Origin of the sequence: Haloarcula halophila (assembly GCF_029278565.1) — an archaeon.
GTDB lineage: Archaea > Halobacteriota > Halobacteria > Halobacteriales > Haloarculaceae > Haloarcula > Haloarcula halophila.
Genome location: NZ_CP119559.1, coordinates 1,339,782 through 1,365,974, shown reverse-complemented (window position 1 = coordinate 1,365,974; position 26,193 = coordinate 1,339,782). Strand labels below are relative to the sequence as shown.

The 26,193-nt window shown below is 66.9% G+C and carries 30 protein-coding genes and 1 tRNA gene; 19 read left to right on the top strand and 12 right to left on the bottom strand.

Annotated elements, in window-relative coordinates; all coding sequences use genetic code 11:
• Positions 1–53: 53 nt before the first annotated feature.
• Entirely contained in the window at positions 54–380 is a 327-nt protein-coding gene (locus P0204_RS07220) for a hypothetical protein (RefSeq protein ID WP_276222927.1), read from the bottom strand.
• Between the two features lie 185 nt (positions 381–565).
• Between P0204_RS07220 and P0204_RS07215 the strand changes: the two genes are divergently transcribed.
• Positions 566–1,309 (top strand): bacteriorhodopsin, encoded by a 744-nt coding sequence (locus P0204_RS07215; RefSeq protein ID WP_276222925.1) that lies wholly within the window; start codon positions 566–568, stop codon positions 1,307–1,309.
• Positions 1,310–1,354: 45 nt separating this feature from the next.
• On the top strand, positions 1,355–1,600 hold the full coding sequence (locus P0204_RS07210; RefSeq protein WP_276222923.1) for a hypothetical protein: 246 nt from the start codon (positions 1,355–1,357) through the stop codon (positions 1,598–1,600).
• A 14-nt stretch (positions 1,601–1,614) separates the two neighbouring features.
• On the opposite strand, the gene P0204_RS07205 is transcribed toward P0204_RS07210, so the two are convergent.
• The 5 genes from P0204_RS07205 to P0204_RS07185 form a co-directional block, all read right to left on the bottom strand.
• A complete protein-coding gene (locus P0204_RS07205; RefSeq protein WP_276222920.1) occupies positions 1,615–3,693 on the bottom strand; it encodes an AAA family ATPase in 2,079 nt (692 codons plus the stop codon).
• Positions 3,693–3,893, bottom strand: a complete 201-nt coding sequence (locus tag P0204_RS07200; RefSeq protein ID WP_276222919.1) for a hypothetical protein — start codon at positions 3,891–3,893, stop codon at positions 3,693–3,695. Before P0204_RS07200 ends, P0204_RS07205 begins: the two co-directional genes overlap by 1 nt.
• Positions 3,894–3,972: 79 nt before the next feature.
• The gene (locus P0204_RS07195) at positions 3,973–4,149 is read right to left on the bottom strand and encodes a hypothetical protein (RefSeq protein WP_276222917.1); all 177 of its coding nucleotides are present in this window, start codon (positions 4,147–4,149) and stop codon (positions 3,973–3,975) included.
• Positions 4,150–4,352: 203 nt separating this feature from the next.
• A complete protein-coding gene (gene msrA / locus P0204_RS07190; protein WP_276222916.1) occupies positions 4,353–4,883 on the bottom strand; it encodes a peptide-methionine (S)-S-oxide reductase MsrA in 531 nt (176 codons plus the stop codon).
• A 62-nt stretch (positions 4,884–4,945) separates the two neighbouring features.
• Positions 4,946–6,586 (bottom strand): NADH-quinone oxidoreductase subunit D, encoded by a 1,641-nt coding sequence (locus P0204_RS07185; RefSeq protein WP_276222914.1) that lies wholly within the window; start codon positions 6,584–6,586, stop codon positions 4,946–4,948.
• Between the two features lie 82 nt (positions 6,587–6,668).
• On the opposite strand from P0204_RS07185, the gene P0204_RS07180 reads away from it, so the two are divergent.
• From P0204_RS07180 to P0204_RS07170, 3 genes are all read left to right on the top strand, one after another.
• A complete protein-coding gene (locus tag P0204_RS07180; protein ID WP_276222912.1) occupies positions 6,669–7,343 on the top strand; it encodes a helix-turn-helix domain-containing protein in 675 nt (224 codons plus the stop codon).
• Between the two features lie 48 nt (positions 7,344–7,391).
• Complete coding sequence (locus P0204_RS07175; protein WP_276222910.1) at positions 7,392–8,222, top strand: deoxyribonuclease IV; 831 nt, start codon at positions 7,392–7,394, stop codon at positions 8,220–8,222.
• Between the two features lie 89 nt (positions 8,223–8,311).
• A complete protein-coding gene (locus P0204_RS07170) occupies positions 8,312–9,055 on the top strand; it encodes a class I SAM-dependent methyltransferase (protein WP_276223254.1) in 744 nt (247 codons plus the stop codon).
• Between the two features lie 12 nt (positions 9,056–9,067).
• Here P0204_RS07170 and P0204_RS07165 read toward each other — a convergent pair whose 3' ends face one another.
• Positions 9,068–9,715, bottom strand: a complete 648-nt coding sequence (locus P0204_RS07165) for a DUF7095 family protein (RefSeq protein ID WP_379801716.1) — start codon at positions 9,713–9,715, stop codon at positions 9,068–9,070.
• A gap of 99 nt (positions 9,716–9,814) precedes the next feature.
• On the opposite strand from P0204_RS07165, the gene P0204_RS07160 reads away from it, so the two are divergent.
• The 3 genes from P0204_RS07160 to P0204_RS07150 all read left to right on the top strand — a co-directional run bounded on the left by P0204_RS07160 (position 9,815) and on the right by P0204_RS07150 (position 12,984).
• Positions 9,815–10,513 carry an alpha/beta fold hydrolase domain-containing protein gene (locus P0204_RS07160; RefSeq protein ID WP_276222906.1) on the top strand — a complete coding sequence of 233 codons (699 nt, stop codon included), beginning with the start codon at positions 9,815–9,817 and terminating at the stop codon, positions 10,511–10,513.
• Between the two features lie 120 nt (positions 10,514–10,633).
• On the top strand, positions 10,634–11,629 hold the full coding sequence (gene ncsA, locus P0204_RS07155; RefSeq protein WP_276222904.1) for a tRNA 2-thiolation protein NcsA: 996 nt from the start codon (positions 10,634–10,636) through the stop codon (positions 11,627–11,629).
• Positions 11,630–11,703: 74 nt separating this feature from the next.
• The gene (locus P0204_RS07150) at positions 11,704–12,984 is read left to right on the top strand and encodes an FG-GAP repeat domain-containing protein (protein WP_276222903.1); all 1,281 of its coding nucleotides are present in this window, start codon (positions 11,704–11,706) and stop codon (positions 12,982–12,984) included.
• Positions 12,985–13,041: 57 nt separating this feature from the next.
• On the opposite strand, the gene ftsZ is transcribed toward P0204_RS07150, so the two are convergent.
• The 4 genes from ftsZ to P0204_RS07130 all read right to left on the bottom strand — a co-directional run bounded on the left by ftsZ (position 13,042) and on the right by P0204_RS07130 (position 15,539).
• The gene (gene ftsZ / locus P0204_RS07145; RefSeq protein ID WP_276222901.1) at positions 13,042–14,280 is read right to left on the bottom strand and encodes a cell division protein FtsZ; all 1,239 of its coding nucleotides are present in this window, start codon (positions 14,278–14,280) and stop codon (positions 13,042–13,044) included.
• Between the two features lie 2 nt (positions 14,281–14,282).
• Positions 14,283–14,462 carry a CopG family ribbon-helix-helix protein gene (locus P0204_RS07140; RefSeq protein ID WP_276222899.1) on the bottom strand — a complete coding sequence of 60 codons (180 nt, stop codon included), beginning with the start codon at positions 14,460–14,462 and terminating at the stop codon, positions 14,283–14,285.
• 238 nt (positions 14,463–14,700) lie between these two features.
• Positions 14,701–15,306: a double zinc ribbon domain-containing protein gene (locus P0204_RS07135; RefSeq protein ID WP_276222897.1), complete on the bottom strand. Its 606-nt coding sequence runs from the start codon at positions 15,304–15,306 to the stop codon at positions 14,701–14,703.
• Positions 15,307–15,374: 68 nt separating this feature from the next.
• On the bottom strand, positions 15,375–15,539 hold the full coding sequence (locus P0204_RS07130) for a hypothetical protein (RefSeq protein WP_276222895.1): 165 nt from the start codon (positions 15,537–15,539) through the stop codon (positions 15,375–15,377).
• Between the two features lie 179 nt (positions 15,540–15,718).
• Here P0204_RS07130 and P0204_RS07125 point away from each other — a divergent pair.
• Positions 15,719–15,792: transfer RNA gene (locus P0204_RS07125), tRNA-Tyr, on the top strand.
• Positions 15,793–16,023: 231 nt separating this feature from the next.
• Here the strand turns inward: P0204_RS07125 and P0204_RS07120 are convergent.
• Entirely contained in the window at positions 16,024–17,589 is a 1,566-nt protein-coding gene (locus tag P0204_RS07120) for a globin-coupled sensor protein (RefSeq protein ID WP_276222894.1), read from the bottom strand.
• Between the two features lie 195 nt (positions 17,590–17,784).
• Between P0204_RS07120 and P0204_RS07115 the strand changes: the two genes are divergently transcribed.
• From P0204_RS07115 to P0204_RS07070, 10 genes are all read left to right on the top strand, one after another.
• Positions 17,785–17,943 carry an FmdB family zinc ribbon protein gene (locus tag P0204_RS07115; RefSeq protein ID WP_276222892.1) on the top strand — a complete coding sequence of 53 codons (159 nt, stop codon included), beginning with the start codon at positions 17,785–17,787 and terminating at the stop codon, positions 17,941–17,943.
• A 113-nt stretch (positions 17,944–18,056) separates the two neighbouring features.
• Positions 18,057–19,046, top strand: a complete 990-nt coding sequence (locus P0204_RS07110) for an aldo/keto reductase (RefSeq protein WP_276222891.1) — start codon at positions 18,057–18,059, stop codon at positions 19,044–19,046.
• A 283-nt stretch (positions 19,047–19,329) separates the two neighbouring features.
• Positions 19,330–19,950 carry an HAD family hydrolase gene (locus P0204_RS07105; RefSeq protein WP_276222889.1) on the top strand — a complete coding sequence of 207 codons (621 nt, stop codon included), beginning with the start codon at positions 19,330–19,332 and terminating at the stop codon, positions 19,948–19,950.
• Complete coding sequence (locus P0204_RS07100) at positions 19,947–20,870, top strand: CobD/CbiB family cobalamin biosynthesis protein (protein WP_276222887.1); 924 nt, start codon at positions 19,947–19,949, stop codon at positions 20,868–20,870. Before P0204_RS07105 ends, P0204_RS07100 begins: the two co-directional genes overlap by 4 nt.
• Positions 20,861–21,634: an adenosylcobinamide-GDP ribazoletransferase gene (gene cobS / locus P0204_RS07095; RefSeq protein ID WP_276222885.1), complete on the top strand. Its 774-nt coding sequence runs from the start codon at positions 20,861–20,863 to the stop codon at positions 21,632–21,634. The genes P0204_RS07100 and cobS overlap by 10 nt, the downstream gene beginning before the upstream one ends.
• Positions 21,634–22,173, top strand: coding sequence for an NTP transferase domain-containing protein (locus tag P0204_RS07090; protein WP_276223252.1), 540 nt, complete (start codon positions 21,634–21,636; stop codon positions 22,171–22,173). Before cobS ends, P0204_RS07090 begins: the two co-directional genes overlap by 1 nt.
• Positions 22,174–22,213: 40 nt before the next feature.
• The gene (cobD, locus tag P0204_RS07085) at positions 22,214–23,260 is read left to right on the top strand and encodes a threonine-phosphate decarboxylase CobD (protein ID WP_276222884.1); all 1,047 of its coding nucleotides are present in this window, start codon (positions 22,214–22,216) and stop codon (positions 23,258–23,260) included.
• Positions 23,257–23,958 (top strand): adenosylcobinamide amidohydrolase, encoded by a 702-nt coding sequence (locus P0204_RS07080; protein WP_276222882.1) that lies wholly within the window; start codon positions 23,257–23,259, stop codon positions 23,956–23,958. Before cobD ends, P0204_RS07080 begins: the two co-directional genes overlap by 4 nt.
• A gap of 9 nt (positions 23,959–23,967) precedes the next feature.
• The gene (locus tag P0204_RS07075) at positions 23,968–24,618 is read left to right on the top strand and encodes a cob(I)yrinic acid a,c-diamide adenosyltransferase (protein WP_276222880.1); all 651 of its coding nucleotides are present in this window, start codon (positions 23,968–23,970) and stop codon (positions 24,616–24,618) included.
• Positions 24,619–24,665: 47 nt separating this feature from the next.
• Positions 24,666–26,144, top strand: a complete 1,479-nt coding sequence (locus tag P0204_RS07070) for a cobyric acid synthase (protein WP_276222879.1) — start codon at positions 24,666–24,668, stop codon at positions 26,142–26,144.
• The last annotated feature ends 49 nt before the right edge of the window (positions 26,145–26,193 follow it).

Here is a 26,193-nt window from a genome sequence, read left to right as displayed (position 1 = left end):
TCGCCCGTTCGAGTCCGTCGCTCGCGTGCGCGAACCAGCACTAGGGCCCCGAGTCAGTACTCGTGGAAGACTCGCTGGCACTGTGTGCACTTGATCTTCGCCGACCTGAACCACGGGTTCACTTTGATGACTGCGCCGTGACAGTCCGGACAGACACCCATATTGTTCCCGTCGGCCACCCGCGTCGAGAGGTCCAACAGGAGGTCCTCCAGTTCCTCGATCCGCTTCTGTTGCTCGTCGACCATCTCCCGGAGCTCGTCGGTTGACTGTGTCGACGTTGCCGCATCGGCGTCGAGGACTGCTCCGGCTTCCTCCCCCGTGTCTTGGGTTGTCTCTTCCGCCCCCTGCTTGGCTTCGGTCGTCTCTGACTCGTCCGCCATACGGGGACCTTCGGAAGACGCACTTTTCAATGTAGTACCTATTTAATTACCCATCAGTTCGAGCCCGTTCGGGTTGCTACCGGTTGATACGTCGAACTACCCGTAAACACGTATCAGTTTGGGTATAGCCTTTTTTGTGTATAATCCATTCATACGCATGTACCATGCTGCCAATACCGCTGCAGATGTCAAGTCTCGGGGTAGAGGGAGAGGGAATATGGCTCGCGCTCGGTACCATCGGAATGCTGCTTGGCATGGTGTATTTCATGTCCAAGGGATGGGACGTGCAAGACCCACGTGAAAAGGAGTTCTACGTGATCACGATCCTCATCGCGGGGATCGCTGCGGCGTCCTACCTGTCGATGTTCTTCGGGTTCGGCCTCACGGAGGTCGAACTCGTCAACGGACGAGTCATCGACGTCTACTGGGCGCGGTACGCCGACTGGCTGTTTACGACGCCGTTACTGTTGCTCGACATCGGCTTGCTCGCCGGTGCCAGTAACCGCGACCTCGCGTCGATCATCACGATCGACGCGTTCATGATCGTGACCGGCCTCGCCGCGACGCTGATGAAGGTGCCCGTCGCACGGTACGCCTTCTGGACCATCAGCACTATCGCGATGCTGTTCGTGCTGTACTACCTCGTCGTCGTCGTCGGCGAGGCAGCGTCCGAGGCCGACGAAGACACGCAGGCGACGTTCAACACCCTGCGGAACGTCATCCTCGTGGCCTGGGCCGTCTACCCGGTCGCGTGGCTCGTCGGCACCGAGGGGCTCGGCCTCGTCGGCCTGTTCGGCGAGACGCTCCTGTTCATGATCCTGGACCTGTTCGCCAAGATCGGGTTCGGGTTCATCCTCCTGCGCAGTCGCGCCGTCGTCGGCAGCGACTCCGCACCGACCCCGTCCGCTGAGGAGACCGCCGCGGACTGATCGCCTACCGTAGCGCTTTTTATCGAGACGGACACCACCGTAGCAGTGAACGATTCCGACGACATGAGCGACCACCCGCCCACTCCGGAGGAACTGAACGTCCGGTCGCTCGCTGGGCTGGTCGTCTCGGTCGCACTCGCTGCCGTCGGACTGTTCATCCTGCCGGTGTTCCAGTCGTTCGGCCTCGCCTTCCGGCCGGCGTTCTGGCTCGTCCTCGCGATCGAGGGAGTCGCGCTCGCCGGCGTCGTGATCTCGGTGCTGACGCTTCACCGCGAGCGCACACTCGAGTGAGGAGCCGTCGCCGGCTAGTCGAACCGGTCGAACGACTCGTACTCGCGCCGACTCCGCTCGGAGAGAGACGGTTCGACGGCCGATAGCGCCTCCGAGACGTGCCTGGCCCGGAGTTTCGGCGTCCGGGACGACTTCGATCCATCCCGGAGGTGTTCCCCGATCGCGAGGAGTCCTGCTTCCCTGACGACGGCCGCGATGTCGCTGCCGGTGTACCCCTCGGTTCGTTCCGCGAGCGCCCGGAGATCGACCGAGTCGTGGACCCGATCCCCGAGATGTGCCGCGAAGATCTCCCGTCTGGCGTCGGCGTCGGGCATCGGGACCTCGACGATCCGGTCGAACCGCCCGGTCCGAAGCAGTGCTTCGTCGAGCCGGTCCGGTCTGTTCGTGGTCGCGATGACGGTGATCCCGCCTCGTCCCTCGATCCCGTCTAACTCCGTCAGGAGTTGTGAGACGGTCCGTGCCGTCGCCGGGGAGTCGCTGTCGTCGTCCCGCGTCGCACCGAGTGCGTCGATCTCGTCGAAAAAGAGGATCGCGGGTGCGTTCGACCGAGCCCGGTCGAACACTCGCCGAACCGCACGCTCGCTCTCGCCGACGTACTTGTTCATCAGTTCGGGCCCGTCGACGGGGAGGAAGTTCGCCCCGCTGGTCGAGGCGACCGCGCGTGCGAGCATCGTCTTCCCGGTTCCGGGCGGGCCGTACAACAGGACGCCCGCCGGCGGATCGATCTCCAGCGCGTCGAACAGTTCGGGGTTCGTCAGCGGCCAGTCGACGGCCCGGATCAGCTCCCGCTTCGCGGCCGCGAGGCCCCCGATGTCGTCGAACGACGTCGACGGGACCTCCGGTACCGACCCCCGCATCCCGCTGGGACCGACGGCGGCCGTCGCCTCGGCGAGGTCGTCGGCCCGGACGACGACCTCCCTGGATCCGTCCCGGGCTGTCGCCGTATCGACCGCGTGTGACCACAGCGCGACGAGATCGGCGGCGACGTAGCCGAAGGCCTGCTCACCCGTTTCGGTGAGGTCCACACCCGGCCCGGTCGGCGTGTCCCCGGCGACGGCGGCGAGGATGTCGGCCCTGTCGCTCCGGTTCGGTTCGGAGACGGCAACCGTCCGGGAGAGGCGGTTCCCCTGGACGTAGGTCACTGGAACCGCGCTCTCCTCGGTCGCCTCGGCGGCGACGACCACGCCGTCGGTCGCCGCGATCCCGTCCAGCCAGTCCCGGAGGAGCAGTCGGACGCTGGTGGTGCCTTCCTCCGCGATCGTGTCCAGCGCGTCGAGGTGGACGACACTCCGACCCGCGCCACGGGCTGTCCTGGTGACGCTGTTCAGGTGGTCCTCGGCAGCGTCGTAGCTCACGGCGAGGAGTCGACCGACGTCGACGCTGTGGAGTGCCGCGTCGAGGCGCCACGCGGCGTGACAGAGGAGGTGGGTCTTTCCGACACCGTGTGGTCCCGTCACGAGGACACCGGCCCGACCAGCGCTCGATTCCGCGCTACCGCCGCTCAGCGGGCCGGAAAGCGCCGATCCGAGCGCTTCCACTGTCTCATCGTACCCGCCGACGGCCGACGCGGGCAGGGGGTCGAGTCCACCCATCGAGCCGACGGGGGCGGGACCGTCCGTCACCTCGACCGTCGTCGCCTCCGTCAGTACCACCGGACCCGGGGGACGCGTCGAGAGGACTCGCAGCGGGATGTCGAGGGAGCCGTCGAACAGCGACGCGGTGACGGTGTCGCCCTCCGATACCGGGTGAGTCCCGACGGCGTCCCTGACCAACCGATCCCCGCCGCGGATGGCGAGTCGCGTGACCGGTGCGACCGTCACTTGTTCGGCCGGTTCCGGCTCGACCCGCTGAACCGACACCGTCTCGCCGTCGCTCACCCCGAACCGTTCGAGCGACGCCCTCCCGACGGCGAGTCGCTCCCCGGTGAGCGACCCGTCGATCCGAACCGTCGCTGTCGTCCGTGTCCCGTCGGTCCGACGGACGGCGATCGCGTCACCGTCGGCTACTCCCACCTGTGTGGCGGCCGACTGGGAGAGTCCGACCCCGTCGATCCCGTCCCTGACGACGACCGTACAGTCGATACGGGGCGCCATCAGTTACGGACCAGTGCGTCGGGGACTGCACTCCCGTGCAGGACGTATCTGACGAGCCCGAACGCCACGAGTGCGAGCGGGGTTGCCAGGATGCTCATGTATATCGTGACACCCAGCGCGTACCCGACGACGTTCGACACTACGACGACGACGATGGCCGCAGCCATCGGTACCCTGTCTTCCGGTTTGAAGCCTGTCATCGGTTACCGCTCCTCGGTTCTGGCCGCGCGCATAGCAGTACTCGGTCTAGCGACTGCTGTGGTTTAGCGTTGGCGCCGATCAGCGGGCCGCTGCCAGGCGACTGACCGACCGCCCCAGCAGTCCCACCATCACCCCGACCGCACTCAACAGCCCGAACTGGACGAGATCCCCGTTCAATCCCGCGAGCAGTCCGACGATCAGCAGTACGGCTGCCACGACGAGGTGTGCGCCGAGAACGAGCCGACCCGCGTTCATCTCCCGTCCTCCCGACGACCCGGTCGGCTGTGTCGGTGCCACCGGGTGATCGACTGCTCGTCGAAGGTATGCCACCGGCTGGTCGGCCGGTGGCGGGTATCCACAACCAGGGTTTGGTGGATGTGCCGTCGTCCGGAGACGACAGCAGTGTTACATTGTAGTTGCATATGTATATGTTTTGTCTCGTCCGTCCCCTCGAACAGTTACTCGGCCGCCAGGAGGTCCGCGTGTTTCTGCTTGAGTTTCTCGATCTTCGGCGGGATCGTCATCGTACAGTAGGCCTGGTTGGGGTTCTTCTCGAAGTAGTCCTGGTGGTACTCCTCGGCGGCGTAGAACGCCTCCAGGGGCTCGATCTCGGTGACGATGTCGTCGTCGTAGCCCGGCTGGATCTCCTCGATGAACGCCTCGACGGCCGCGCGTTGCTCCTCGCCGTGGTAGAACACGGCAGAGCGGTACTGAGTCCCAACGTCGTTGCCCTGACGGTTCAGCGTCGTCGGGTTGTGGGTCGTGAAAAAGACCGCCAGTAGGTCCTCGTAACTCACCACGTCGGGGTCGTAGGTGAGTTGGACACACTCGGCGTGGCCGGTCTCTTCCCGACAGACCGCTTCGTAGCTGGGGTCCTCGACGTGGCCGCCGGCGTACCCCGAGACCACCGATTCGACACCATCGACCTGCTTGAACACCGATTCGGTACACCAGAAACAGCCGCCCGCGAACGTCGCCTGTGCTGTCATCGTGGCTACGCGTACGCGCGCGAACTACAAAAGGAGACGGCCGGGAGAGTGACAGTCGGGATTCACCGATCGACGTCACCCATGATCGGGTCCAGACTGCCGATACTGGCGACCAGATCCGGGATGAACTCGCCCTCGGCGATGGCGGGCAGCACCTGGACGTGTGAGAACGACGGGCCGCGGATCTTGAACCGGGCGGGCGTGTCCGTCCCGTCCGAGCGGATGTAGATGCCCAGTTCGCCCTTCGCGGACTCGACCGCCCGGTAGATCTCGGTGTCCGGGTCCGGCCGGAGCGTCCGGGGGACGTTGGCCTGGATCTCGCGGTCGTCCTCGGGCCACTGTTCGAGGCGGTCGACACACTGGTCGATGATCTTCGCGGACTCCTCGACCTCGCGCAGCCGGACCAGTACGCGGGCGAAGTTGTCGCCGCTCCCTTCGGTGGCGACCGACCAGTCCAGTTCGTCGTAGTAGCCGTAGGGGTCGTCACGTCGGAGGTCGTAGTCGACGCCCGACCCCCGTGCGACCGGGCCGGTACAGCCGTAGGCCTTGGCGGTCTCGGCGGGGAGCCGGCCGGTGTCGACGGTCCGCTTCTGGAAGATCTCGTTGCTGGTCAGCATGTCGTGGTACTCCGTGAGTTTTCGTGGGAGGGAGTCCAGGAACGCCCGGATCTTCTCGAAGAACTCCGCGCGCGGTTCCGGAAGGTCCCAGGCGACGCCGCCGACCCGGAAGTAGTTGAACATCAGCCGCTGGCCGGTGAGGTCTTCGAGGATGTCTTGGACGATCTCGCGGTCCCGGATTCCCCACTGAAAGACCGCGGTGAACTCGCTGATGACGTCCAGGGCGTAGGTGGCGACGGCGAGCATGTGTCCGAGGATCCGGGAAAACTCCGCGCTCATCGTCCGGATCACCTGGGCGTACTCGGGGACCTCGATGTCGACCATGTCTTCGATGGCGCGGGCGTAGGCCCACTCGTTACAGAGGCCGGCCCCGCTCCAGTCCCAGCGGTCGGGGTAGGGCATGATCTGGTGCCGGTAGGTCCCCTGCTCGCACATCTGTTCCTCACAGCGGTGGATGTAGCCGATGTCCGGGTCCACGTCCGCGACGGTCTCGCCGTCCAGCGTCACGTTCAGGTGGAGGACGCCGTGTGTCGAGGGGTGGTGTGGCCCCATGTTGATGTGCATGGTGTCGGGACCTTCCCGGCGGTCTTCGAGGATGCGCTCGTGTTCGCGGTAGGTGACGATCTGTGGCTGGTTCTGATCGTAATCGGGCGAGAGCGGGTGGCCCTGCCAGGTCTCGGGGAGGAGAATCCGCCGGAGGTCGGGGTGGTCGTCGTACTCGATCCCGACCAGGTCGTAGGCCTCCCGTTCGTGCCACGCTGCGGTCGGGTAGACCGGCGCGGCCGATTCGTTGTGGGGGTCGTCCGTCGGCGAGGGGACGACAACCGACAGTTCCTTCGTGGGGTCGTCGTAGCTCCGGAGGTGATAGATACTCTCGTAGCGGTCCTCGTAGGCCTGGGCCGTGACACAGGCACAGTGATCCAGTCCCGCCTCGGCTTTCAGCGTCGCGAGGACGGTCCGGACCTCGTCGGCTCTGACGACGACAGCAGGTGCGTTCTCGTGCGTCTCGGTCTCCAAAACGTACTCGCGGATCGGCTCGACCAGGTCCGACTCCCGCTCAGGACCGGCGGCAACTGTCCGGGACATACGCGGACGGACGGCCGCGAGTCGCCTCGAACTGTCGCCTCTGATGCGAGGTTCCTTTATATATGGGTCCGGAACCACCGCTGTGAAATACGTCAGGCTCTCGCTGGCGATGGACCCGCCGGTTCGCCACCCGATGCACCAGTTCGTCGTCGAGACCGACGGGTACGACGCCAGCTACATGCTGCGGGGCAACAGTGTGGGCGAGGAGCTCCAGACCCTGCTCTTTCACGTCGATGGCTTCCCGCCGGACCCCTACCGGGAGGCCCTGGAGGCGACCGATCTCGTCGTCGACTACGCCATCTCGACGTGTCCGGACGAGACGTTCTACCTCTACGTCCAGGATCGGCCAAGCGAGACCGACACGGCCCTCGTCGAGGCGCTGACGCGCGCTCAACTGGTGGTCGTCTCACCGGTCGCGTACCTGGCCGACGGCACCGTCGAACTCACCCTCGTCGGTCCGGGCCAGGCCGTCCAGCGCGCCGTCGATGCCGTCCCCGACCCGATCGAGGTCGACGTGCTGGAGGTCGGTACCTACGACAGCCGACGGCTCGACACCGGCAGCACGCTCACCGACCGGCAGTTCGCGGCCGTCGCGGCCGCCGTCGAGACCGGCTACTACGAGAACCCTCGGGACGGAACCGTCGCGGACGTGGCCGAGCGAATCGACTGTGCCCCCGGGACAGCAGCCGAACACCTCCGGAAGGCCGAGGCTCGCGTGATGGCCGGCCTCGTCGATTCGGACACCGGACCGGTGTGACGGCGGCGGTCCGGAACCTCTTTGCCCGGTCCAACCCCACCGACGGATATGCTCAGAGTGGGTGCACACACCTCTATCGCGGGCGGCGCGTACAACGCCGTCGACGAACAGGTCGACTACGGCGGGAACTGCGGCCAGATCTTCTCCCATTCGCCGCAGGTCTGGCAGGACCCCGATATCGAGGACGAGGAGGCCCAGCAGTTTCGGGACCGGTCGGCGGAGCACGGCGTCGGACCGTGGGTCATCCACTCCTCGTATCTGGTCAACCTCTGTACGCCGAAAGACGACCTCCGGGAGCAGTCCATCGACGCCATGCAGAAGGAGGTCGACGCCGCCGCGAAACTCGACATCGAGTACGTCAACGTCCACCTGGGCGCGCACACCGGTGCCGGCGTCGACGGCGGCCTCGACAACGCTGCCTCGGCGCTTTCCGAACTGGACGTCCCCGACGGCGTGACCGTCCTGGTCGAGTCCGACGCCGGCAGCGGGACGAAACTGGGCGGGGAGTTCGAGCACCTCGCGACGGTTCGCGAGCGGACGGACCTGGACATCGAGTTCTGTCTCGACACCGCCCACGCGTTCGCGGCGGGCTACGACCTCTCGACCCCCGAGGGCGTCGACGAGACCCTCGCGGAGTTCGACGAGGTGGTCGGCCTGGCGGACCTGGCCTGTGTCCACCTCAACGACTCGAAACACGAGTGTGGGACCAACAAGGACGAACACGCCCACATCGGCGAGGGCGAGATCGGCGAGGACGGCATGACCGCGTTCGTCAACCACGACGCAGTCCGGGACCTCCCGCTGGTCCTCGAAACGCCCTCGGAGGACGGGAAGAGTTTCGCCTGGAACATCGAACGGGTCCGCGAACTGCGGGACTGAACCGGACCGCGACGTTTTTTACCGCGACCCGACAGCTACCACCCGTGCGACGGTTTTCCGCCGACTACCTGGAAGCCACCCGGACGGGGATGTGGGCCGACTCTCGCGCGGCGCTCGCGGATCTCGAACTCGGGACGTGCCAGCGAGTGCTGGACGTCGGCTGTGGCACCGGCGAACTCACCCGCGTCCTCCGCGAGGAGACCGACGGAACCGTCGTCGGGGTCGACGCCGACGCCGACCTGCTGGCGTCGGTCGGCGGGCCGACGGTCCAGGGCGACGCCACGCGACTCCCCTTCGCCGAGGACAGTTTCGATCTGGTTGTCTGTCAGGCGCTGTTGATCAACCTCCCCGATCCGGGCGCGGCGGTCCGGGAGTTCGCCCGCGTCGCCAGCCAGCGGGTCGCGGCGGTCGAACCGAACAACGCCGCGGTCACCGTCGAATCGACGGTCGCGGCCGAACCTCCCCTGGCGCGGCGCGCACGCCGGTTCTACCTCGACGGCGTCGGGACCGACGTGGCGCTTGGCAGCGACGCGGCCGACCTCCTCCGCGAGGCGGGGCTGGACGTGGTCTCGACGCGTCGATACGACCAGGTCCGTGAGATCACCCCGCCCTACGGCGAACAGGCGATCCGGTCCGCGCGTCGGAAGGCCACCGGCGAGGGGCTGGCCAGCGACCGCGAGACGATCCTCGACGGCGAGACGACACCGGAAGAACTGGACCGGCTACGCGAGCAGTGGCGCGAGATGGGGCGGACGGTCGTCGAGCAGATGGGCGACCGGGCGTACGAGCGCCGCGAGACCGTCCCGTTCTTCGTCACCGTCGGTCGGGTGTGACTCGCCGTCCCGCTACACTACGTCGCCACGGACGGAGGGGCCGTCCTGCCGTTCCCGGTAGGCCCGTACCGCCTCGGCGGCCTCGCCGGCCTCGGCTTCCTCCATCCCGAGCATCTCCAGGGCACCCGACAGCGTCGGCAGGACGAACTCGCCGTTCCGGAGCTTCTCGAAGGCCTCCGTCGACCGTCTCCCTTCGACCCACAGACAGGCCCCCCGCGGGTCGAGGATCTGCTCGTAGTCCTCGCGGGCCATCGCACCCTTCAGTCGCTGGGTGACGTTGTCGTCGAAGGAGGCGTTACACACTTCCAGGTGGATCGGCTCGTCGGTATCGGGCAGGAGGTGTGCGGCCAGGCACTTCTCGGGGGCGGCGTGACCGCTGGCGTTGGCACGCAGGTACTCGGGGTACTCGTCGGCCCACGCGGCACGGACGGTCTTGCCGACACCGTCGACGCCGTGGCTCCGCTGGAACTCCGCGGCGCGCTCGGGAGCGTCCTTGAAGAGGATATCCTTCGTGACGTAGACATCCAGGCGCTCGACGGGGTCCAGTCCCAGCGCGACGTCGCCGAAGACCCACAGTTCCCGGACCGGCACCGGCATCCGTTCGTCCTCGACGGTCGCGACGATCTCCTCGACGCGCTCGACGGCCGTCGAACGGTCCATACTCATCGACCGACGATAGGGGACGACCGCTCAAAACCCTGCCTCTCCGCTGGCGATCTCGGGACCGGATTTTAGACGGTGGCGGCCGGACCCACAGCCATGCAGATCCGGGTCTACGACGACGGCGCCGAGCAGGACTGTCTCCTCGTGTTGGGCTGGGGGAACCGCTGTCGCCACGAGAACGTCCAGTGGCTCGTCGATCAGGTCGCCCGGGAGTACCGGACCCACGTCGTCGAACTCCCGACTCACATCACCGACCTCCAGCGGGAGTGGGTCGATCCCGTCCGGGAGTACGCGGCCGATCTCGACCAGTTCCCGGTTCTCGCCCACAGCGCCGGCGGGCTCACCAGTGCCTTCCTCGACGTTCCGGGCGTGACGAACCGCGTCTATCTGAGTCCGTGGTGGGGCAGCGACCTCCCGATTCCCGATCCGGTCCTCGATCTCGTGACGAGTCTCCCCGTTTCGAAACCGATCGTCCCGACGGGGAACCTAGACGGTGAGGGGATCGGCGACCTGGCGACCGACGCGCAACTGGCCGACGGTCCCGACGCCGCCTCGCCGGCGTTCCTGCGGACGACCCGGCGGGCACAGGCACGCCTGCCGCCGGCCCGGGACGACGCCGTCGCCTTCTGTACGCTCACCGACCGGGTCGTCGACCCGCGAGCGATCGGCCGGCGGCTCCACGCCGATCGAATCCGACTGTACCAGGGCGGGCACGAACTGTTCTCCTCGTCGAGCCGCGAGCGCCACGTCGACACCGTCTTGGACGCGCTGGAACGCGGCCCCGACGCGTTCTGACTCGGGCGCGTTCGCCCTCGCCGGTACCGATGTGGCCGGTGTTCGCACCTCCGGACACAACTCGTTGCGGGTCCGATACGAGACGAAACCCTCACCTCTGCCCACACGAAATCACGGGTAATGGAGTGTGACAAGTGCGGTGATGACGCGGTGCTGCACGCAGCCTACTCGGGGCTGCATCTCTGTGGGGACCACCTCTGTCGCGCCGTCGAGAAACGGGTCCGGCGCCGCATCCGGGACGACGGGCTCGTCCCCGACGACGCCACGCCCGAGGACCCCGAGACGTGGGTCATCGGGCTCTCGGGCGGGAAAGACAGCGTCGTCCTCACCGAGATTCTGACCGATGTCTTCGAGCAGGACCCCCGGATCGAACTCGTCGCGCTCTCGATCCACGAGGGGATCGAAGGGTACCGCGACGAGAGCTTAGACGCCTGCCGGGAACTGACCGACGACCTCGACATCCACCACGAGGTCGTCTCCTACGAGTCCGAGTACGACGTCCGGATGGACGAAGTCGTCGAGGATGATCCCGAGGGGATGGCTGCCTGCGCGTACTGTGGGGTGTTCCGCCGGGACGCCCTCTCGCGGTACGCTGAGGAACTCGGTGCGGACAAACTGCTGACCGGCCACAACCTCGACGACGAGGCCGAGACGGCGCTGATGAACTTCCTGGAGGGTGACGTCTCCCAGATGGCGAAACACTTCGACGCCTCGCTGGGTCCTTTCGAGGGCGACGGCGACGGGCCGACCGACCGCCCGCGTGAGGAGCAAGACCACCACGTCCCGCGGGCAAAGCCCCTGCGTGACGTCCCGGAGAAGGAGATCGCGCTGTACGCCCGCTTCCGGGACCTGCCGGCTCACATCACGGAGTGTCCCCACGCCGAGGAGGCCTACCGCGGCGAGATACAGGAACTCATGCTCGATCTCGAACAGAACCACCCGGGGACCCGCCACTCGATCATGGCCGGCTACGAGAAACTGGCGGCGCTGGCGGCACAGACCTACGGCGGCGACGACGCCGAGACCGATTTCGGCGAGTGCGAGAACTGCGGCGCGCCGACGGCCCGGGATCGCTGCCGGAAGTGCAACCTGCTCGATGCGCTGGAAGCCGTCTGAGCCGCTCCGTTGTCAACTCCGATACTGTCCCGCAGCTAATATGAGTGTCCGAGTGCTATCGTCTCGCTGTTACGATGGTCTCCGGGCCGTCTTCCAACGGTGAGCGTGGCGTCTCGCCGGTCGTCGGCGGCGTTCTCCTGCTCGGTATCGTGGTCCTGCTGGTCGGGCTCTCGTCGGTGTTCGTCTTCCAGTTGACCGACGAACAGACGCCCGCCCCGGAGACGGCCTTCGACCTCGAACGGACCGACGGCGCCTACGAACTCGTCCACGAGGCCGGACCGGAGATCGACGGTGACCGGGTCACGCTCCGTGGCGTCGCCGACCCCGACGTGTTACACGGTCGGACGCTGGCGGCCGGCCAGTCGGTCGTCGTCTTCCCCCAGGACGAGACGCTACGGATCGTCTGGACCGAGTCCAAGGGCGAACCCTCTTCGTATATCCTCGCGCGGTTCGATATCGCCGAGATCATCGCGTCCGGTCGGTTCCCCGGTGGAACCGTCTTCACGGGGAACGCGACTGGGATCACCACGATCTCCGGCGACGGCGGCAACGTCAGCGTTGTCCCGAACGCCAGCGACGTCGAAGCCATCGGCCCACCAAAGGCAGACGTCACCGGCGACGGCGCACCCGGGGTCCCGTACGTCAACAGCAGCGGCGCGGTCAAACTCGTCGACGCGACGGGAGACGTGACGACCGTCACGACCAACTCAGCCGTGCCCGACGGGACGGAGGACAAGACGCGGCTGGCCACTGGCTCTTGGAACGGGAGCCCGCCGTCGGTGTTTTTCGTCAACGACACGAGTCCGTCGGCGATCTACCGCTCGACACCCAGTAGCGGCGTGACCGTCGTCGCAACCGATCCAGGCGGTGACGGCGCGAACGCGGTCGTCGGGCCCGGTGACATCGACGGTGACGGGACCGACGAACTCGTCTTCGCCGACGGCAGTCAGACGCTCCAGTATCTGGAACCCGGTGGCAGTGTTCACAGTATGTCGACGAGCCTCGGTTCCAGTACCGGCATCGGTGCCGGCACGATGGCGGACTTCGACGGCGACGGGACCCCCCGGGTCGCCAGCGTCGACGGCGGGAACGATGTCGTCCTCACCAACGACACGAGCGGGGACGAGATCGGCAGTAGCGACGTGAGTGGCGGGTCGACACCGTCGGCGATGAAGGCGACTGCGACTGCCGCCGATGTCGACGGCGACGGGAACCCGGAACTGGTCTACTTGGAGGAAAGCAGCAGCGACATCAAGTACCTCGACGACATCGACAGTGGCACCATCGATATCGAGTTCCTGAACGATACGGACGGTGACGAGATCGACGGCTACGCTGGGACGGGCGTCGCCTGAGAGTGCGGCCGCTGATCGGTCGAAATACGGAGAAGGTGGGGGTCGGGGGTCGACGGGTTACTCGTTGGTCCGGATGACGTCGAGTCCGTTGTTGGTCTCGACCTCGCTGCGCCCGCCGTCGGTCTCGCCGTAGCCCGCGGAGTGACCGCCGCTCTGGCCGCCACTGTGTCCGCCGGTGCCCGTACTGCTGGCCTCGACGTTATCGCTCGCGTCGAAGGAGGTGTCGTCGCCGACCTCCTGGATGGCCTCGCGGGACTTGTTGGCCTGCTTCTGGGTCGTCGGACCCAGCACCTGTGCGGACTGGACGCCGGTCATGATCGCCATGACGCGGACCTTGCCCTTGTACTCTTCCTGGATGCGGGCGCCCCAGATGACGTTCGCCGAGGCCTCGAGGCGCTCGGTGATGTTCTGGGCGATGCCCTCTGCCTCCTTCAGCGTGAGGTCCGGGCCGCCGGTGATGTGGACCAGACCGCCGCTGGCGCCGCGGTAGTCGACATCCAGCAGCGGGTGGTTCATCGCGTCCTTGACGACCTCCTCGGTCTTGTTCTTGTCCTGGGTCTCGCCGACCAGCATGACGGCGACGCCACCCTGGTTCATGATCGATGTCATGTCGGCGTAGTCCAGGTTGATCAGGCTCGGCTGAGTGATCGTCTCGGAGATCCCCTTGACCGTCTCGGCGATGATCTGGTCCATCACCGAGAACGCCTTGCCGATCGGCAGGTTCGGCACGTAGTCGAGCAGTCGGTTGTTGTCGAGGACGATGATCGAGTCGGCTTCCTGGCGAAGCTTCTCTAGTCCTTCCTCGGCCTTGACCGTCCGGGCACGCTCGACGTTGAACGGCGTCGACACCATGCCGACGACGATCGCGCCCTGTTCTTTGGCGATCTTCGAGACGACGGGGGCGGCACCGGTCCCGGTCCCGCCACCCATGCCGGCGGTGACAAAGACCAGGTCGGCGTCGCCCAGTACTTCCTTGATCGTGCCCTGGGCCATCTCGGTCGCGCGCTCGCCCATCGAGGGGTCGCCACCGGCACCGAGCCCGTTGGTCAGGGACTTGCCGACGAGGATCTTCGTGTCGGCCTCGATCATTTTGAGGTGCTGTTTGTCCGTGTTGATCGCCACGGTATCGGCACCGTCGACGCCGATGTTGTACAGCCGGTTGACCGTGTTGTTCCCGGCGCCACCGCAGCCGACGATGACGATACGGGGGTCACCGAACCCGTCGACGTCCTCGTCGGACAACTGTTTTTGTTCCTGCTCGTCGCGCTCGAGGGCCTCGTTGACGATGTCCTGCATCGTTATGCCCTCGCCCAGCTCCGTTTGCGGTTACCGTTCCGCTCGGAGTTCTCCTGTTCGGCGAGCATCTCTCGAACAGCGGCCCGGATCGCTTCGCTCCGGTTGGGGTATTCCCCCGTTGCGACCATCTGTTCGACCTCTTCGATCTGCTGTTTCGGAATCCGTAGTGTCACACGCTCCATGTTCGTATTTTCCCCTTTGGGTAAGACGACTCGGTCCGAGCGCGTTTGCGGCCCGGGCCGACTGTTTACACGGCGAAACCGCCGGACTGCGGCGTTCATGCCGCCCGAGGGCCGCCGCGTAAGACAAGCCGTCTTACGCAACCTGTACCACAGACCGTTATGTATTAAAACTTTCCCCGAGTGTATGACAATCACTCGTTCCTGCCGTAAACGGGTCTAAGAGTGGTATACACAGCGTTTACGGATTATCGAGGACATCCGCAGCCGGCGTCCGGCGACCGCAACTCGGGCAGAATCCCCAATCCGATCGGAGTTCGTCACCGCACTCACAGAACACACGGCGGGATGCCTTCTCACCACAGTTCGGGCAGTAAACGTGGGACGAAGACACTGTTTCGCCACATTGCGCGCAGTCGCGTGCCACGTCCGGTTCCGCGTTTTCGTCGTCGTTCGGGTCCGTCTTACGCGAATCGGAGTCGTGTGACACGCCCGTCGACGCGTCGTGTGACACGCGTTCGTTCTCCTCGTGTTCGGCCCCGGAATCCGGTGATACAGCCGCTGAATCCTGTTCTAACGTGATGTTTACGTTCACGTCTTGCGCGCGCTGACGAGTAAACGTCTCGTCGAGTCTGTCGGTGACGATCGCGTCGACACGTTCCGCGATGAACTCGTCGATGCTGTCCGTGTCTCCCGTCGTGTGAGACACCGCTCCGTCGGCCGTCGAGGATTGACCCTCGCCTAAGTACTCCCGGAGGGCTTCCCGCATGACCTCGCTCTTGGAGGCGTCGAACTCCTCGAGTTGCGCGACGAGGTCGTCGTCCGCGCGGAACGTGATCTTACTCATACGACTCGTCGGACACGATGATCCCCGAGTAATTAAATCTTCCCGCGCTGTCTGACGGCTGTCTGCTGTTAGTCCTCTCTGGGGTCGAACCCGACCTCCCACGCTTCCGCGCAGTTCGGGCAGGTGATCGTGTAGGTGTCTGATCTGAGAAGATGCGACTCGACAGTGATCTCGAAGCTGTCGACATCGCGCGCACACTCGATGTGGAACCCTTCCCCACAGTGGTCACACATGACAGACTTCTTCGCGTTGGTCAGCCGGCCGTTACAGTATGGGCAGTCACCGAGCACCGTACTACCGTGTATGACCACCGTTAGTAATATTCTTTCGTGCTCTTTCCCGTGTCACGACCGGCCGTACCCCTATCGAATAATAACCCTTAAGTCCGGACGGCGGATGCCTTCTCATGTAACCGCCCTTAGCTCAGACTGGTAGAGCAGTCGACTGTAGATCGACTTGTCCCCCGTTCAAATCGGGGAGGGCGGACTGGACTTTGACACCTGTGAGCGACGGCGAACGGTGTCGAATCCGAGCGACGACTGACCCGATCTGAACACGCCAGCCGCAACCCGCGCAGGGAGCAAAGCGACTGAGCAGGAACGTCTGGCATCTGTTCAAATCGGGGAGGGTGGACTCCTCTTCCAGCCGATCCGTAGCCGACTGTCGATCAGCTTGTCGCTGTCCTCGTGGAGCCCTCTCGCGGTTACAACGGGTGGTTCACTCCGTCAGCCGATCCGCAGTCTGTGAGACCTCGTCCACCGTCGCGGCCTGTTGTTCGGTCGCAGCGGCGATTTGCTCGACCTCTTCGACGACGGTATCGGTCTGTTCGACGAGTTCGTCGAGCATACTCGCAATCTCCTCGCTGCTCGCGGCTTGGTCGTCTGTCGCAGCCGAGACTTCTTTGATGCCGTTCGCCGTCTCGCGGACAGCGTCGGTGATGTCGTCGAGCAGGTCCATCGCTTCGCTGACTCGTTCGATCCCGTGTTCGATCTGCTCTGTCGTCGTGTCGAGGCTCTCGACGGTATCGGTCGTATCAGCCTGAATGTCGGCGACCAGCGCTTCGATCTCGCTGGCACGCGCCTGGGAGTCGCCAGCCAGCGACTTGACCTCGTCGGCGACGACGGCGAACCCGGAGCCGGCCTCGCCGGCACGCGCCGCTTCGATCGAGGCGTTGAGCGCGAGGATGTTCGTCTGCTCGGCGATGTCGTTGATCACGTCGACGACTTCGTCGATCTCGCTGACGCGGTTCTGGAGTGCATCCACGTCGTCCGCGACCTCGTCGACGGCCTCACCGACACCATCCATGACCTCCATTGCATCGTCGGCAGCGGTCTGGCCGTCCTCGGCGAGGTTCCGAGCGCGCGTGCTGTTTGATTCGACCTGTGAGGCGCTCGCGGCGACCTCTTCGATGGTTGCGCTCATCCCGGACACCTCTTCGGTGATAGTATCGATGTGTTCGGCCTGTTCGTCGGTCAGCGCGGATATCTGCTGGGTACTCTGTGCAACGTCGTCGGCGGAACGACGTAGTTCGTCCAGTGGTCCCTCCAGGTCCTCCTCGACTTCCGTTGCCAGTCGTTCACGGCGGGCGACCTCTTCGCGGACCTTCTCGTTGTAGGAGTGAATATACGTATCCGCGACCACCTGCATGTCGAGATTGATGATACGCAGGACCGACAGGAGTTCTCGTTTGAACGCGCCGACCTCCTCGGTGATAGCTGACTCGGCCGAATCGGGGAGTGGTGCCGAGTCGGCTGTCGATCCCGTGGCCGTGCTACCGTCGGCTGTGTCGGCCCATTCGGCTTCGAGTCGGTCGCGCATGCGGGATTCGAGTCGATCGGCAAGCAGTGGTAGGATCAGGTCGTAGTAGACGCCGTACTGGCCGATGTAGTGTTTCATCGGCATTTCGAGGATGTCGTGGAGCTTCCCGATCCGGGCGCGGTCCCGGAAGTACTCCTGGCCGTACTCTCCACCGGCGAGCGTCGCGAAGTACGCTTCCTGTGTCTGTTTGAGCGCGTCGATGGCCTTCGGTGATCGTTCGATGACTTCGATGGTCTGGTCGTGTTCGAGGAGGTTCTCGTAGAACTGCTCGCCGATCGCTTCTGCGTGGTCCTCGAACGTGTCTTGGAGCGCTCGCAATCGGTCGACATCGTCCTCGCCGAACCCGATGAACGCCTTGCGCCAGGCGACCTCGTCTTCGTCGAGACCGATGTCGGACATCAACTCGTCGGCGTCGACTTGGTCGTTCAGACCACCCTCTCCGAACATCTCCGCATAGTCGTCCATACGATGGGACTATGATGGGTTGTAAAAACGATTTGCATACCACTCCATAGATGACACGACGGACGCGGGGGACCGGTTCTGTCGGCTGGTTCGTCTCACGGAACGGACGAACCGGCCGACGCGGACCGCGTAAAACGTCCTGAACGATCTCCGGCTTTTATATCCAGGTGGGGTGTATCGCCGACGTGGTCGTCGATGGATGTCCTTGACAAGGCGAAGGTCGTCTCCGGACTGGGGACAGCGGACCGACAGCCCTACGTCTGCCTGTCCTGCGGGAGCGCCTTCGAGATCCAGTACCACTCCTGTCCGGCCTGTGGCGGTTACGACATCCGCCGGGCGAAGTGGGTCGAGTAGCTGTCGGCGTCCACATGGCACGTCCGACGCGACCCGCACGAGCGGGCTCACGCCCGTTTTCTGATCGCGCCCTCGTAGGAAGGCATTAGTGGTAACCACGGCTAGCCCGAGGTATGAACCACCGATTGCTCGGTTCGACCGGCTACGGAGTGACAGATGTCGGCTTCGGGACGTGGAACATCGGCGGCGACTGGGGCGACGTGGACGCCGAGGAGGGCCGCGAGGCAGTCCGGGCCGCCCTGGACGCCGGCATCGATTTCATCGACACCGCCGACGTCTACGGTGACGGCTTCAGCGAGCAACGCATCGCCGAAGTACTGGACGAGCGAGGAGTGCGGGACGAGGTCACCGTCGCGACGAAGGCGGGTCGCCGACTCGACCCACACACTGCCGACCGCTACAACTACGAGAACCTCTCGCGGTTCGTCGACCGCTCCCAGGAGTACCTGGGGACCGACACGCTCGAACTGGTGCAGCTGCATTGCCCGCCCACGGAGGCGTATTACCAGCCCGAGACCTTCGAGGCGCTGGAGCGCCTGCGCGAGGAGGGGGAGATCGCCCACTACGGGGTCAGCGTCGAGAAGGTCGAGCAGGCCCTGAAAGCCATCGAGTACCCAGGGGTCGAGACGGTCCAGATCATCTTCAACATGTTCCGCCAGCGCCCGGCGGAGCTGTTCTTCGAGGAGGCCGCTAGGCGGGATGTCGGTGTCATCGCGCGGGTCCCACTGGCCTCCGGGCTCCTGACCGGAACGCTCTCCCGTGACATGGAGTTCCCGGAGAACGACCACCGGAACTTCAACGTCGAGGGGGAGGCCTTCGACCGCGGGGAGACCTTCGCCGGCCTGCCCGTCGAGGACGGGTTCGACGCCGTCGACGCGCTCCGGGGACACGTCCCCGAACGGATGAGTATGGCCCAGATGGCGCTGCGCTGGATCCTCGATCACGACGCGGTGTCGACGGTCATCCCGGGATCGACGACCCCGGAGCACGTCCAGGCCAACGCGGCGGTCAGCGAGATGGCACCCCTCTCGAACCAGACCCACGGGGCGGTGCGTGACGTCTACGAGGACCACGTGTACGACGCTGTCCACCACCGCTGGTAACGATTACTGTCGGTTTACGTACCCCTTTTCTACCCGTACCTTCGAGTTGGAATCCGGACCGATACCATGGTGGGTGGTAAAAACAAGTGGCTGCCGTATTGCGATTTAGATACGAAATCTGACTGTAAACGCGAATCGAAGTATACATTTTCTGGTAGATTCTCGGTCCAGTAGTAAACTAAAACTGATATTTGTCTGACGGTGTCCCGTCGTTCCCGGGGGAGGTCCCGACGCTGCCTCGCTCACCGGACAGTTCAAGTACGATTGCAGTAACTACGCGAACGTGGCACTCTCCTTCGACCTGTTCGGGACGCTGGTCGCGGCCGACCGACCCAGTACGCCGTGGGATGCCGTCGCTAGCGCGCTGACCGACCGTGGGATCGCGGTCCCGGACGATTGGGAAGACGCCTACCGGAGCTCCCACCGCGAGTACGAACGTGGCCGGGAGGCCCCGCTACCCGAACACGTCCGCCTCGCCTTGGAGAGCCGCGGTGTCGACGTTTCTGCCCGGGTCGCTCGGGACGCAGTACTCGACGCCTTCGACAGGCCGGTGACCGTTCGGCCCGACGCCGGGGCGGCGGTTACCGCTGCCCGGGAGCAGGGACCGGTCGCGGTCTGCTCGAACTGTAGCGTTCCGGGACTCGTCGAACGGACGCTCGACCGTGCGTCGCTCGGCCCCTTCGACGCCGTCGTCACCAGCGTCGACTGCGGGTGGCGGAAACCCCACCGTGAGATATTCGCGGCGACGGCCGACGCGCTGGGCGTCCCCCTCGCGACCTTGGTCCACGTCGGTGACGACGCCCGTACCGACGGCGGTGCAGATCGGGTCGGCGCGCGGTCGGTCCTGATCGACGAGACGCCGCTCGCGACGGTCGCGAGACGCTGTCGGGAGGGGTCGCTGTGAGCACGGCCGCGGGGCTGGCCGTCCTCGTCGCCGCCGCGTTGGAAGGTGGCCTCGGAGAGCCGCCTACCCGCTGGCACCCCGTCGCCTGGTTCGGCGTGCTCGTCGGTGCCGTCGACCGCCCGTGGGACCAGCCCCTCGCCGTCGGCGCACTCGCCGCGGCGGCGCTGCCGCTGGGTGCTGCCGCCGGCGTCGGGACACTCGTCGTGGGGGCGGGCACGGTCACACCGATCCTCGGCGTCGCGGTCGCCGGTGCCGTCCTGTTCCTGACGACGAGTCTCCGGCGACTGCTGTCGGCAGCGAACGCCGTCGTCCGGGACAGCGACCGGGATGTCGCGGCTGCCCGGGAGGGACTGTTGGCGCTGGCCGGCCGGGACGCGGCCGACCTCTCGCCCGGCCTCCTGCGAAGCGCGACCGTCGAGAGCGCGGCCGAGAACCTCGCCGACGGGCTGGTCGCGCCGCTCGGTGCGTTTGCCCTCGCCGTCGTCCTCGCGCCGGCGGTCGGGCTCCCACCGCTGCCGGCTGCCGCCGGCGCTGCCGCCTGGGTCAAAGCGGTCAACACGATGGACTCGATGCTCGGCTACCGATCGAAACTGGTCGGGACGCCGGCGGCGCGGCTCGACGACGTGGTGATGTGGCTCCCGGCCCGGGTCAGCGCGCTGTTGCTGGCGGTGATCTTCCTCGACTGGAGGTGTCTCTGGCGCGCCTCCCGGTGGCTCGATCGGGTGCCGTCGCCAAACTCCGGGTGGCCGATGGGGGTCGCCGCGGCAGCCCTCGACAGTCGCCTGGAGAAGCCCGGCGTCTACGTCCTCAACGCCGACCGCGACCTCCCGTCGGTCGCCGGCGCACGCCGTGGCATCCGCCGGGTCGGCGCCGCGGGCGTGCTGGCGTACGTTGTCACCGGGGTGATCGCGTGGTCCTGACCGCGCTTCGCGGGGCGCTGGGGTTCCTCTCGCGGCTCCCGGTCGGACACAGCGAGGCCGCCTGGAACGCCTTCACGGCGAGCCCGACGGCGTTCCCGCTTGCGGGCTACGTCGTCGGCACACTCGTCGCCGTCCCGTTCCTGGCGACTGGAGCCGTCCCCACGCCGGTCGTGGCGGCGGGCTACCTCGTGGCGGTTGTCCTCGTCGTCGGCGTCAACCACCCCGACGGCCTCGCGGACCTCGGCGACGCCGCGGCCGTCCACGGCGCGGCCAGCGAGCGACGCGAGGTGATGCGTGACACGACCGTCGGCGTCGGCGCCGTCCTCGCGCTGGGCACCGTCCTCGCGGTTCTGGCGCTCGGGGCGCTCGCGACGGCCGCGCTCGCCCCGCTCGTCGCCGTCGCGCTCGTCGTTGCCGCCGAGGTGAGCGCGAAACTCGCGATGGCGACGGTGGCCTGTCTCGGCCGGCCGAGCCACGAGGGGTTCGGCGCGACCGTCGTCGGCGACAAGCGACCCGTCGACCTGGCCGGCCCGCTGGCGGTCACCATCCCCGTCGCCGTCCTCGCCGTCCCGGGGACCGCCGTCGCCGTCGTCGCCGGCCTCGCAGTCGCCGCCCTCGTCCGGCGGTGGGCACACGCTCGCCTGGACGGTGTCGGCGGCGACGTGTTGGGTGCGACGAACGAACTCGCCCGAGCCGCTGCGCTCCACGCCGGGGTCGCGGCGACGGCGCTTCTCGGGGAGGTGGCGCTGTGGACGCGCTGGTGATGTGTGGGGGTCGCGGGACCCGACTGGACAGCGACGCCGAGAAACCCCTCTTTCGGGTCGGCGGCGTCCCGATGGTCGACCGCGTCCTGGCGGCGGTCCGGGAGAGCGCCGTCGAGACGGCCTACGCCGTGACGTCACCGCAGGCCCCGGGGACCGCCACTCACGTCGACGCGCCGGCCATCGAGACGCCGGGCGAGGGGTACGTCCCGGACCTGGAGGCGGCGCTGTCGGACGACCGGCTCTCGCGGCCGGTCCTGACAGTCGCCGCGGACCTGCCGCTGCTGGACGGGCCGGTCCTCGATCAGGTCCTCGCGCGCCACGACACCGGATCGCTGACGGTGCTCGTCCCGGCGGCGCTGAAACGCGAGCTGGGCGTCAGCGACGACACGACGTTCCGGCGGGAGGGTCGGGAGGTCGCACCGACTGGCGTCAACGTCGTCGGCGACGACGGCGACGACGCGGTCCTGTTCCACGATCCTCGGCTGGCGATCAACGTCAACACGCTGGCCGACGCCCGCGTGGCGGGTCAGCGCCTGTAGGCGCGAAAGCTTCTCCACGGTGCCGACCGTCCCGAGGGACATGGACCCCGATACGGTCGCGGCACTACGGGCGCAGGGTGGGATCGACGGCGCTATCGACGCCGACGGCCGGGTACCACACGGTAGCAGCGACGACCCGGAACTGCTGGATTTCAGCGCCAACACGAACCCAACGACTCCCCCTGGCGTGACCGGGGTCTTCGAGGACGCGTTCGACCGCGCGCGGAGCTATCCCGACGACGGCTATCCCGAGTTCCGGGAGGCCGCCGCGGCGTTCGTCGACTGCGAGCCCGGCCAGGTCGTCCCGACCGCCGGCGGCCTGGAGGCGATCCGGTTAGCGATCCAGACGACGGTCCGGGCCGGCGACGCCGTCCTCGTCCCCCGGCCGAGTTTCGGCGAGTACGCACGCGAGATCCGTCTCCAGGGGGCCGAGCCCGCGTTCGTCGCCCACGACGACCTACTCGATGCGGACCCCGAGCCCTACGCGCTCACGATCGTCTGCAACCCGAACAACCCGACCGGCGAGACCGCCGCCCCGGACGCGCTCCGGTCGTTCGCCGACCGCTGTCGGGACGCCGGGACGACGCTGCTGGTCGACGAGGCGTTCCTCGGGTTCACGGACGACCCGTCGCTGGCCGGGCGTGAGGGGGTCGTCGTCGCCCGCTCGCTGACGAAACTGTTCGGTCTCCCCGGCGTCCGGATGGGGTACGCCGTCGGGACCGGCGATCACCTGGAACGGCTGGTGACGGCGCGGCGCGCCTGGTCGATGAGCACCGCCGCGGCCGCGGTCGGCACGCACTGTTACGGACAGACGGCGTTCGTCGACCGCACGCGCGAGCGGGTCGACCGCGAACGCGAACGGATGCGCGAGCGCCTCCGGACCCGGTTCGGCGTCGCTCCCTCCGACGCCCCGTTTCTCCTGTTGTCGGTGTCCGACACCGACGTCGACGCCCTCCTGACCGAGGCCCGCGAGGCCGGCATCGCGCTCCGGGACGCGCGCACCTTCCGCGGGCTCGACCGTCACGTCCGTGTCGCGGTCCGCACGCCGGCCGACAACGACAGGCTCTTGGAGGCACTGGCGGTGTGACGTTCCAGACGACAGTCCGGGAGGGGGTCTGTCAGCTCCGCCGGCCCGGTACCCGCTGGCTGTCGACGGCGTGGGACGGCGGCTACGTGCGGGCCGACGCCGCCTACAACGTCACGGTCCCGACGGCGTTCGACCGGACCGACCTCGACGCCTACCGGGCGGAACGGCTCGGAGCCGCCGGCTTTCCGGTCGGGCCGACGCTGCTGACCGGCGTCCGGATGGCCGACGCCCGCCGTGCCCGCGACGGGCCGGTGACCGTCGTCGCCACGGCGGGACTCTCGAACCCCGCGGTCCTCCCGGTCCACGCGGACCGATCGGCCGCCGACGAGGCCAGCACCGGCACGGACGAGTGGCGTCCCGGCACGGTCAACCTCCTCGTCGGCGTCGAGCGGGCGCTGGACGACGGCGCGCTGGCGACGCTCCTGGCGACCGCCGTCGAGGCGAAGGCCGCGACGCTCCAGGCGCTCGCCGGCGTCCCGGGAACGACCTCCGACGCCGTCCTCGTGGGTTCGGCACCCGACTGCGAGCGGGCCGGGTTCGCGGGGAGCGCGACCACGGTCGGGGCCGCGACGCGGGCCTGTGTCCGGGACGCCGTCGCTGCGAGCCTCGATAGCCACTACGACGACGGCCCGCCCGTACCGGCCGACACCGACCACGGCGTCGTCACCGACCGCCAGACAGATGTCGACCGCCCGTAACCTCACGGTATGGACGACAACGACGCCGGCCCGACGGCGGAACCGATCGAACCGGCGAGCCCCGACGAGTTCGGCCTCGTTCAGGTCTGGTGGGGCGACGGGAAGGGAAAGACAACCGCCGCCCTGGGGATGGCGACCCGGGCGGTCGGTCACGGCTACCGGGTCCACCTCCTCCAGTTCATGAAAGGCGGGACCGGGACGGTCGAGGACGTGCGGGGCGAGTACAACGCCATCGCGGCCCTGCCGGGCTTTTCCTACGAGAACGCGGGCCACTACGGCTGGCACGGCTTCCTGGACGGGAGCGACGACGACGAACACGCCGCACGCGCGAAAGGCGCCCTCGACCGCGCTCGCGAGATCGTCGACGCGACGGCCGAGGCACCCGCAGACGAACCGTTCGGTGCCGACGCGCCGGCCGACACGGGCGTCGACATGCTCGTCCTCGACGAGGTGCTGTACGCCGCCAACCGCGGCCTGATCGACCCCGAGGACGTCCTCGCGCTGATCGAATCCAAACCCGACTCGCTCGAACTCGTCCTCACCGGGGGACACGACCGGCCGGCGTACCTCTTCGACCACGCCGACCTCGTCAGCGAGGTCAGCAAGGTGAAACACCCCCTCGATGCCGGTCACTCCGCGCGCAAGGGAACGGAGTACTGACTCGCCGCCGAACCACTCTTGTCCGTCGCCCGCGGAACGGTCGATAGATGCCGGACGCGCGGACGATACTGGTGGCCGGAACAGCCTCCCACGTGGGAAAGAGCACTGTAGCGGCGGGACTCTGCCGTGTGTTGGCCGACCGTGGTCGATCGGTCGCGCCGTACAAGGCCCAGAACATGAGCACGAACGCCCGTGCGACACCCGGTGGCGAGATCGGCGTCTCCCAGTACGTCCAGGCCCGGGCGGCCCGCGTCCCCCCGGAGACGGACCACAACCCTGTCCTGTTGAAACCGCGAGGGGACGGGGAGTCCCAACTCGTCGTCGACGGCGAGGCCGTCGCGGACGTTCCGGCGGGACAGTACTACGATCGATACTGGGACGACGCGCTCGGGGCCGCCCGCGCGGCCCACCGTCGACTCGCGGCCGACCACGACGTGATCGTCGCCGAGGGGGCGGGATCGATCGCCGAGATCAACCTCCACGACCGTGACCTGGCAAACGTCGAGACGGCCCGCTTTGCCGACGCCGACGTCCTCCTCGTGGCCGACATCGAGCGCGGCGGCGTCTTCGCCTCGCTCGTCGGTACACTGGAGTTGCTGCCGACGGATATCAGGGACCGAGTCGTCGGCGCGGTGATCACGAAGTTCAGAGGCGACCGATCGCTGCTCGCGCCCGGGCTCGACGCCTTCGAGGACCGAACGGGCGTCCCGGTCCTTGGCGTGCTCCCCCACGACGACCCCGGACTGCCGGAGGAAGACAGCGTCGCACTCCCGCCGGTCGGGCAGCAGGCGATCGAGGGAACCGACGACGGCGTCGCCGACGCGGAGGCGGTTACCGTCGCCGTCCCACGGTTGCCCCACATCTCGAACTTCACCGATCTCCAGCCACTCGCCGCGACACCGGGCGTCCGTGTCGCCTACCTCCCGCTCTCGGCCTCGCTGACCGACGCCGACGCGGTTGTCCTTCCCGGGAGCAAGAACACGGTCGACGACCTGCTCGCACTCCGGGAGGCCGGCTTCGACACGGCGCTCTCGGCGTTCGACGGCCCCATTGTCGGGCTCTGTGGCGGGTACCAGATGCTCGGCGATCGTATCCACAACGCCGACATCGAGGGGACCGGCGACAGCGAGACAGTCGAAGGACTGGGGTTGCTCCCCGTCGAGACGACCTTCTCGCCAGAGAAGACCGTCGAACGTGTCACCCGCCGTCTCGACGGGGTCGGTCCATTAGCCGGTGCGACCGGCGTCGTCGAAGGATACGAGATCCACATGGGTCAGACGACGCCGACCGCCGACGTCTCCCGGCCGTTCGACTCGACCGGGGCAGCGACGGATACGGTCCTCGGAACCTACCTCCACGACATCTTCGCCAACGACGAACCGAGAGTTGCCTTCGTGAAAAATACGATCGAAACGGCCGGAACGGAGTATCAACTGGAGCTTGACTGTGATCGGGACAACGCCTACGACCGGGCGGCTGCGCTCGTCGTCGACCACGTCGACCTCGGGCCGTTGGGTATCGACTGAGTTTTTTCAGCCGCAAAACCTGCGAAGTTTTTTGTGCGAGCGCGAACCC

Excerpts from the sequence above, each read along its gene's own strand:
- ncsA (WP_276222904.1), top strand. The coding sequence starts at position 10,634 with ATGGAGTGTGACAAGTGCGGTGATGACGCGGTGCTGCACGCAGCCTAC.
- P0204_RS07130 (WP_276222895.1), bottom strand. The coding sequence starts at position 15,539 with ATGTGTGACCACTGTGGGGAAGGGTTCCACATCGAGTGTGCGCGCGAT.
- P0204_RS07200 (WP_276222919.1), bottom strand. The coding sequence starts at position 3,893 with ATGACAGGCTTCAAACCGGAAGACAGGGTACCGATGGCTGCGGCCATC.
- P0204_RS07220 (WP_276222927.1), bottom strand. The coding sequence starts at position 380 with ATGGCGGACGAGTCAGAGACGACCGAAGCCAAGCAGGGGGCGGAAGAG.
- P0204_RS07110 (WP_276222891.1), top strand. The coding sequence starts at position 18,057 with ATGAACCACCGATTGCTCGGTTCGACCGGCTACGGAGTGACAGATGTC.
- P0204_RS07090 (WP_276223252.1), top strand. The coding sequence starts at position 21,634 with ATGTGTGGGGGTCGCGGGACCCGACTGGACAGCGACGCCGAGAAACCC.
- P0204_RS07120 (WP_276222894.1), bottom strand. The coding sequence starts at position 17,589 with ATGGACGACTATGCGGAGATGTTCGGAGAGGGTGGTCTGAACGACCAA.
- P0204_RS07170 (WP_276223254.1), top strand. The coding sequence starts at position 8,312 with ATGTGGGCCGACTCTCGCGCGGCGCTCGCGGATCTCGAACTCGGGACG.
- msrA (WP_276222916.1), bottom strand. The coding sequence starts at position 4,883 with ATGACAGCACAGGCGACGTTCGCGGGCGGCTGTTTCTGGTGTACCGAA.
- P0204_RS07205 (WP_276222920.1), bottom strand. The coding sequence starts at position 3,693 with ATGGCGCCCCGTATCGACTGTACGGTCGTCGTCAGGGACGGGATCGAC.
- P0204_RS07115 (WP_276222892.1), top strand. The coding sequence starts at position 17,785 with ATGGATGTCCTTGACAAGGCGAAGGTCGTCTCCGGACTGGGGACAGCG.
- P0204_RS07160 (WP_276222906.1), top strand. The coding sequence starts at position 9,815 with ATGCAGATCCGGGTCTACGACGACGGCGCCGAGCAGGACTGTCTCCTC.
- P0204_RS07175 (WP_276222910.1), top strand. The coding sequence starts at position 7,392 with ATGCTCAGAGTGGGTGCACACACCTCTATCGCGGGCGGCGCGTACAAC.
- P0204_RS07070 (WP_276222879.1), top strand. The coding sequence starts at position 24,666 with ATGCCGGACGCGCGGACGATACTGGTGGCCGGAACAGCCTCCCACGTG.
- P0204_RS07195 (WP_276222917.1), bottom strand. The coding sequence starts at position 4,149 with ATGAACGCGGGTCGGCTCGTTCTCGGCGCACACCTCGTCGTGGCAGCC.
- P0204_RS07215 (WP_276222925.1), top strand. The coding sequence starts at position 566 with ATGTCAAGTCTCGGGGTAGAGGGAGAGGGAATATGGCTCGCGCTCGGT.
- P0204_RS07150 (WP_276222903.1), top strand. The coding sequence starts at position 11,704 with ATGGTCTCCGGGCCGTCTTCCAACGGTGAGCGTGGCGTCTCGCCGGTC.
- P0204_RS07135 (WP_276222897.1), bottom strand. The coding sequence starts at position 15,306 with ATGAGTAAGATCACGTTCCGCGCGGACGACGACCTCGTCGCGCAACTC.
- P0204_RS07165 (WP_379801716.1), bottom strand. The coding sequence starts at position 9,715 with ATGGACCGTTCGACGGCCGTCGAGCGCGTCGAGGAGATCGTCGCGACC.
- P0204_RS07140 (WP_276222899.1), bottom strand. The coding sequence starts at position 14,462 with ATGGAGCGTGTGACACTACGGATTCCGAAACAGCAGATCGAAGAGGTC.
- cobD (WP_276222884.1), top strand. The coding sequence starts at position 22,214 with ATGGACCCCGATACGGTCGCGGCACTACGGGCGCAGGGTGGGATCGAC.
- P0204_RS07185 (WP_276222914.1), bottom strand. The coding sequence starts at position 6,586 with ATGTCCCGGACAGTTGCCGCCGGTCCTGAGCGGGAGTCGGACCTGGTC.
- P0204_RS07075 (WP_276222880.1), top strand. The coding sequence starts at position 23,968 with ATGGACGACAACGACGCCGGCCCGACGGCGGAACCGATCGAACCGGCG.
- ftsZ (WP_276222901.1), bottom strand. The coding sequence starts at position 14,280 with ATGCAGGACATCGTCAACGAGGCCCTCGAGCGCGACGAGCAGGAACAA.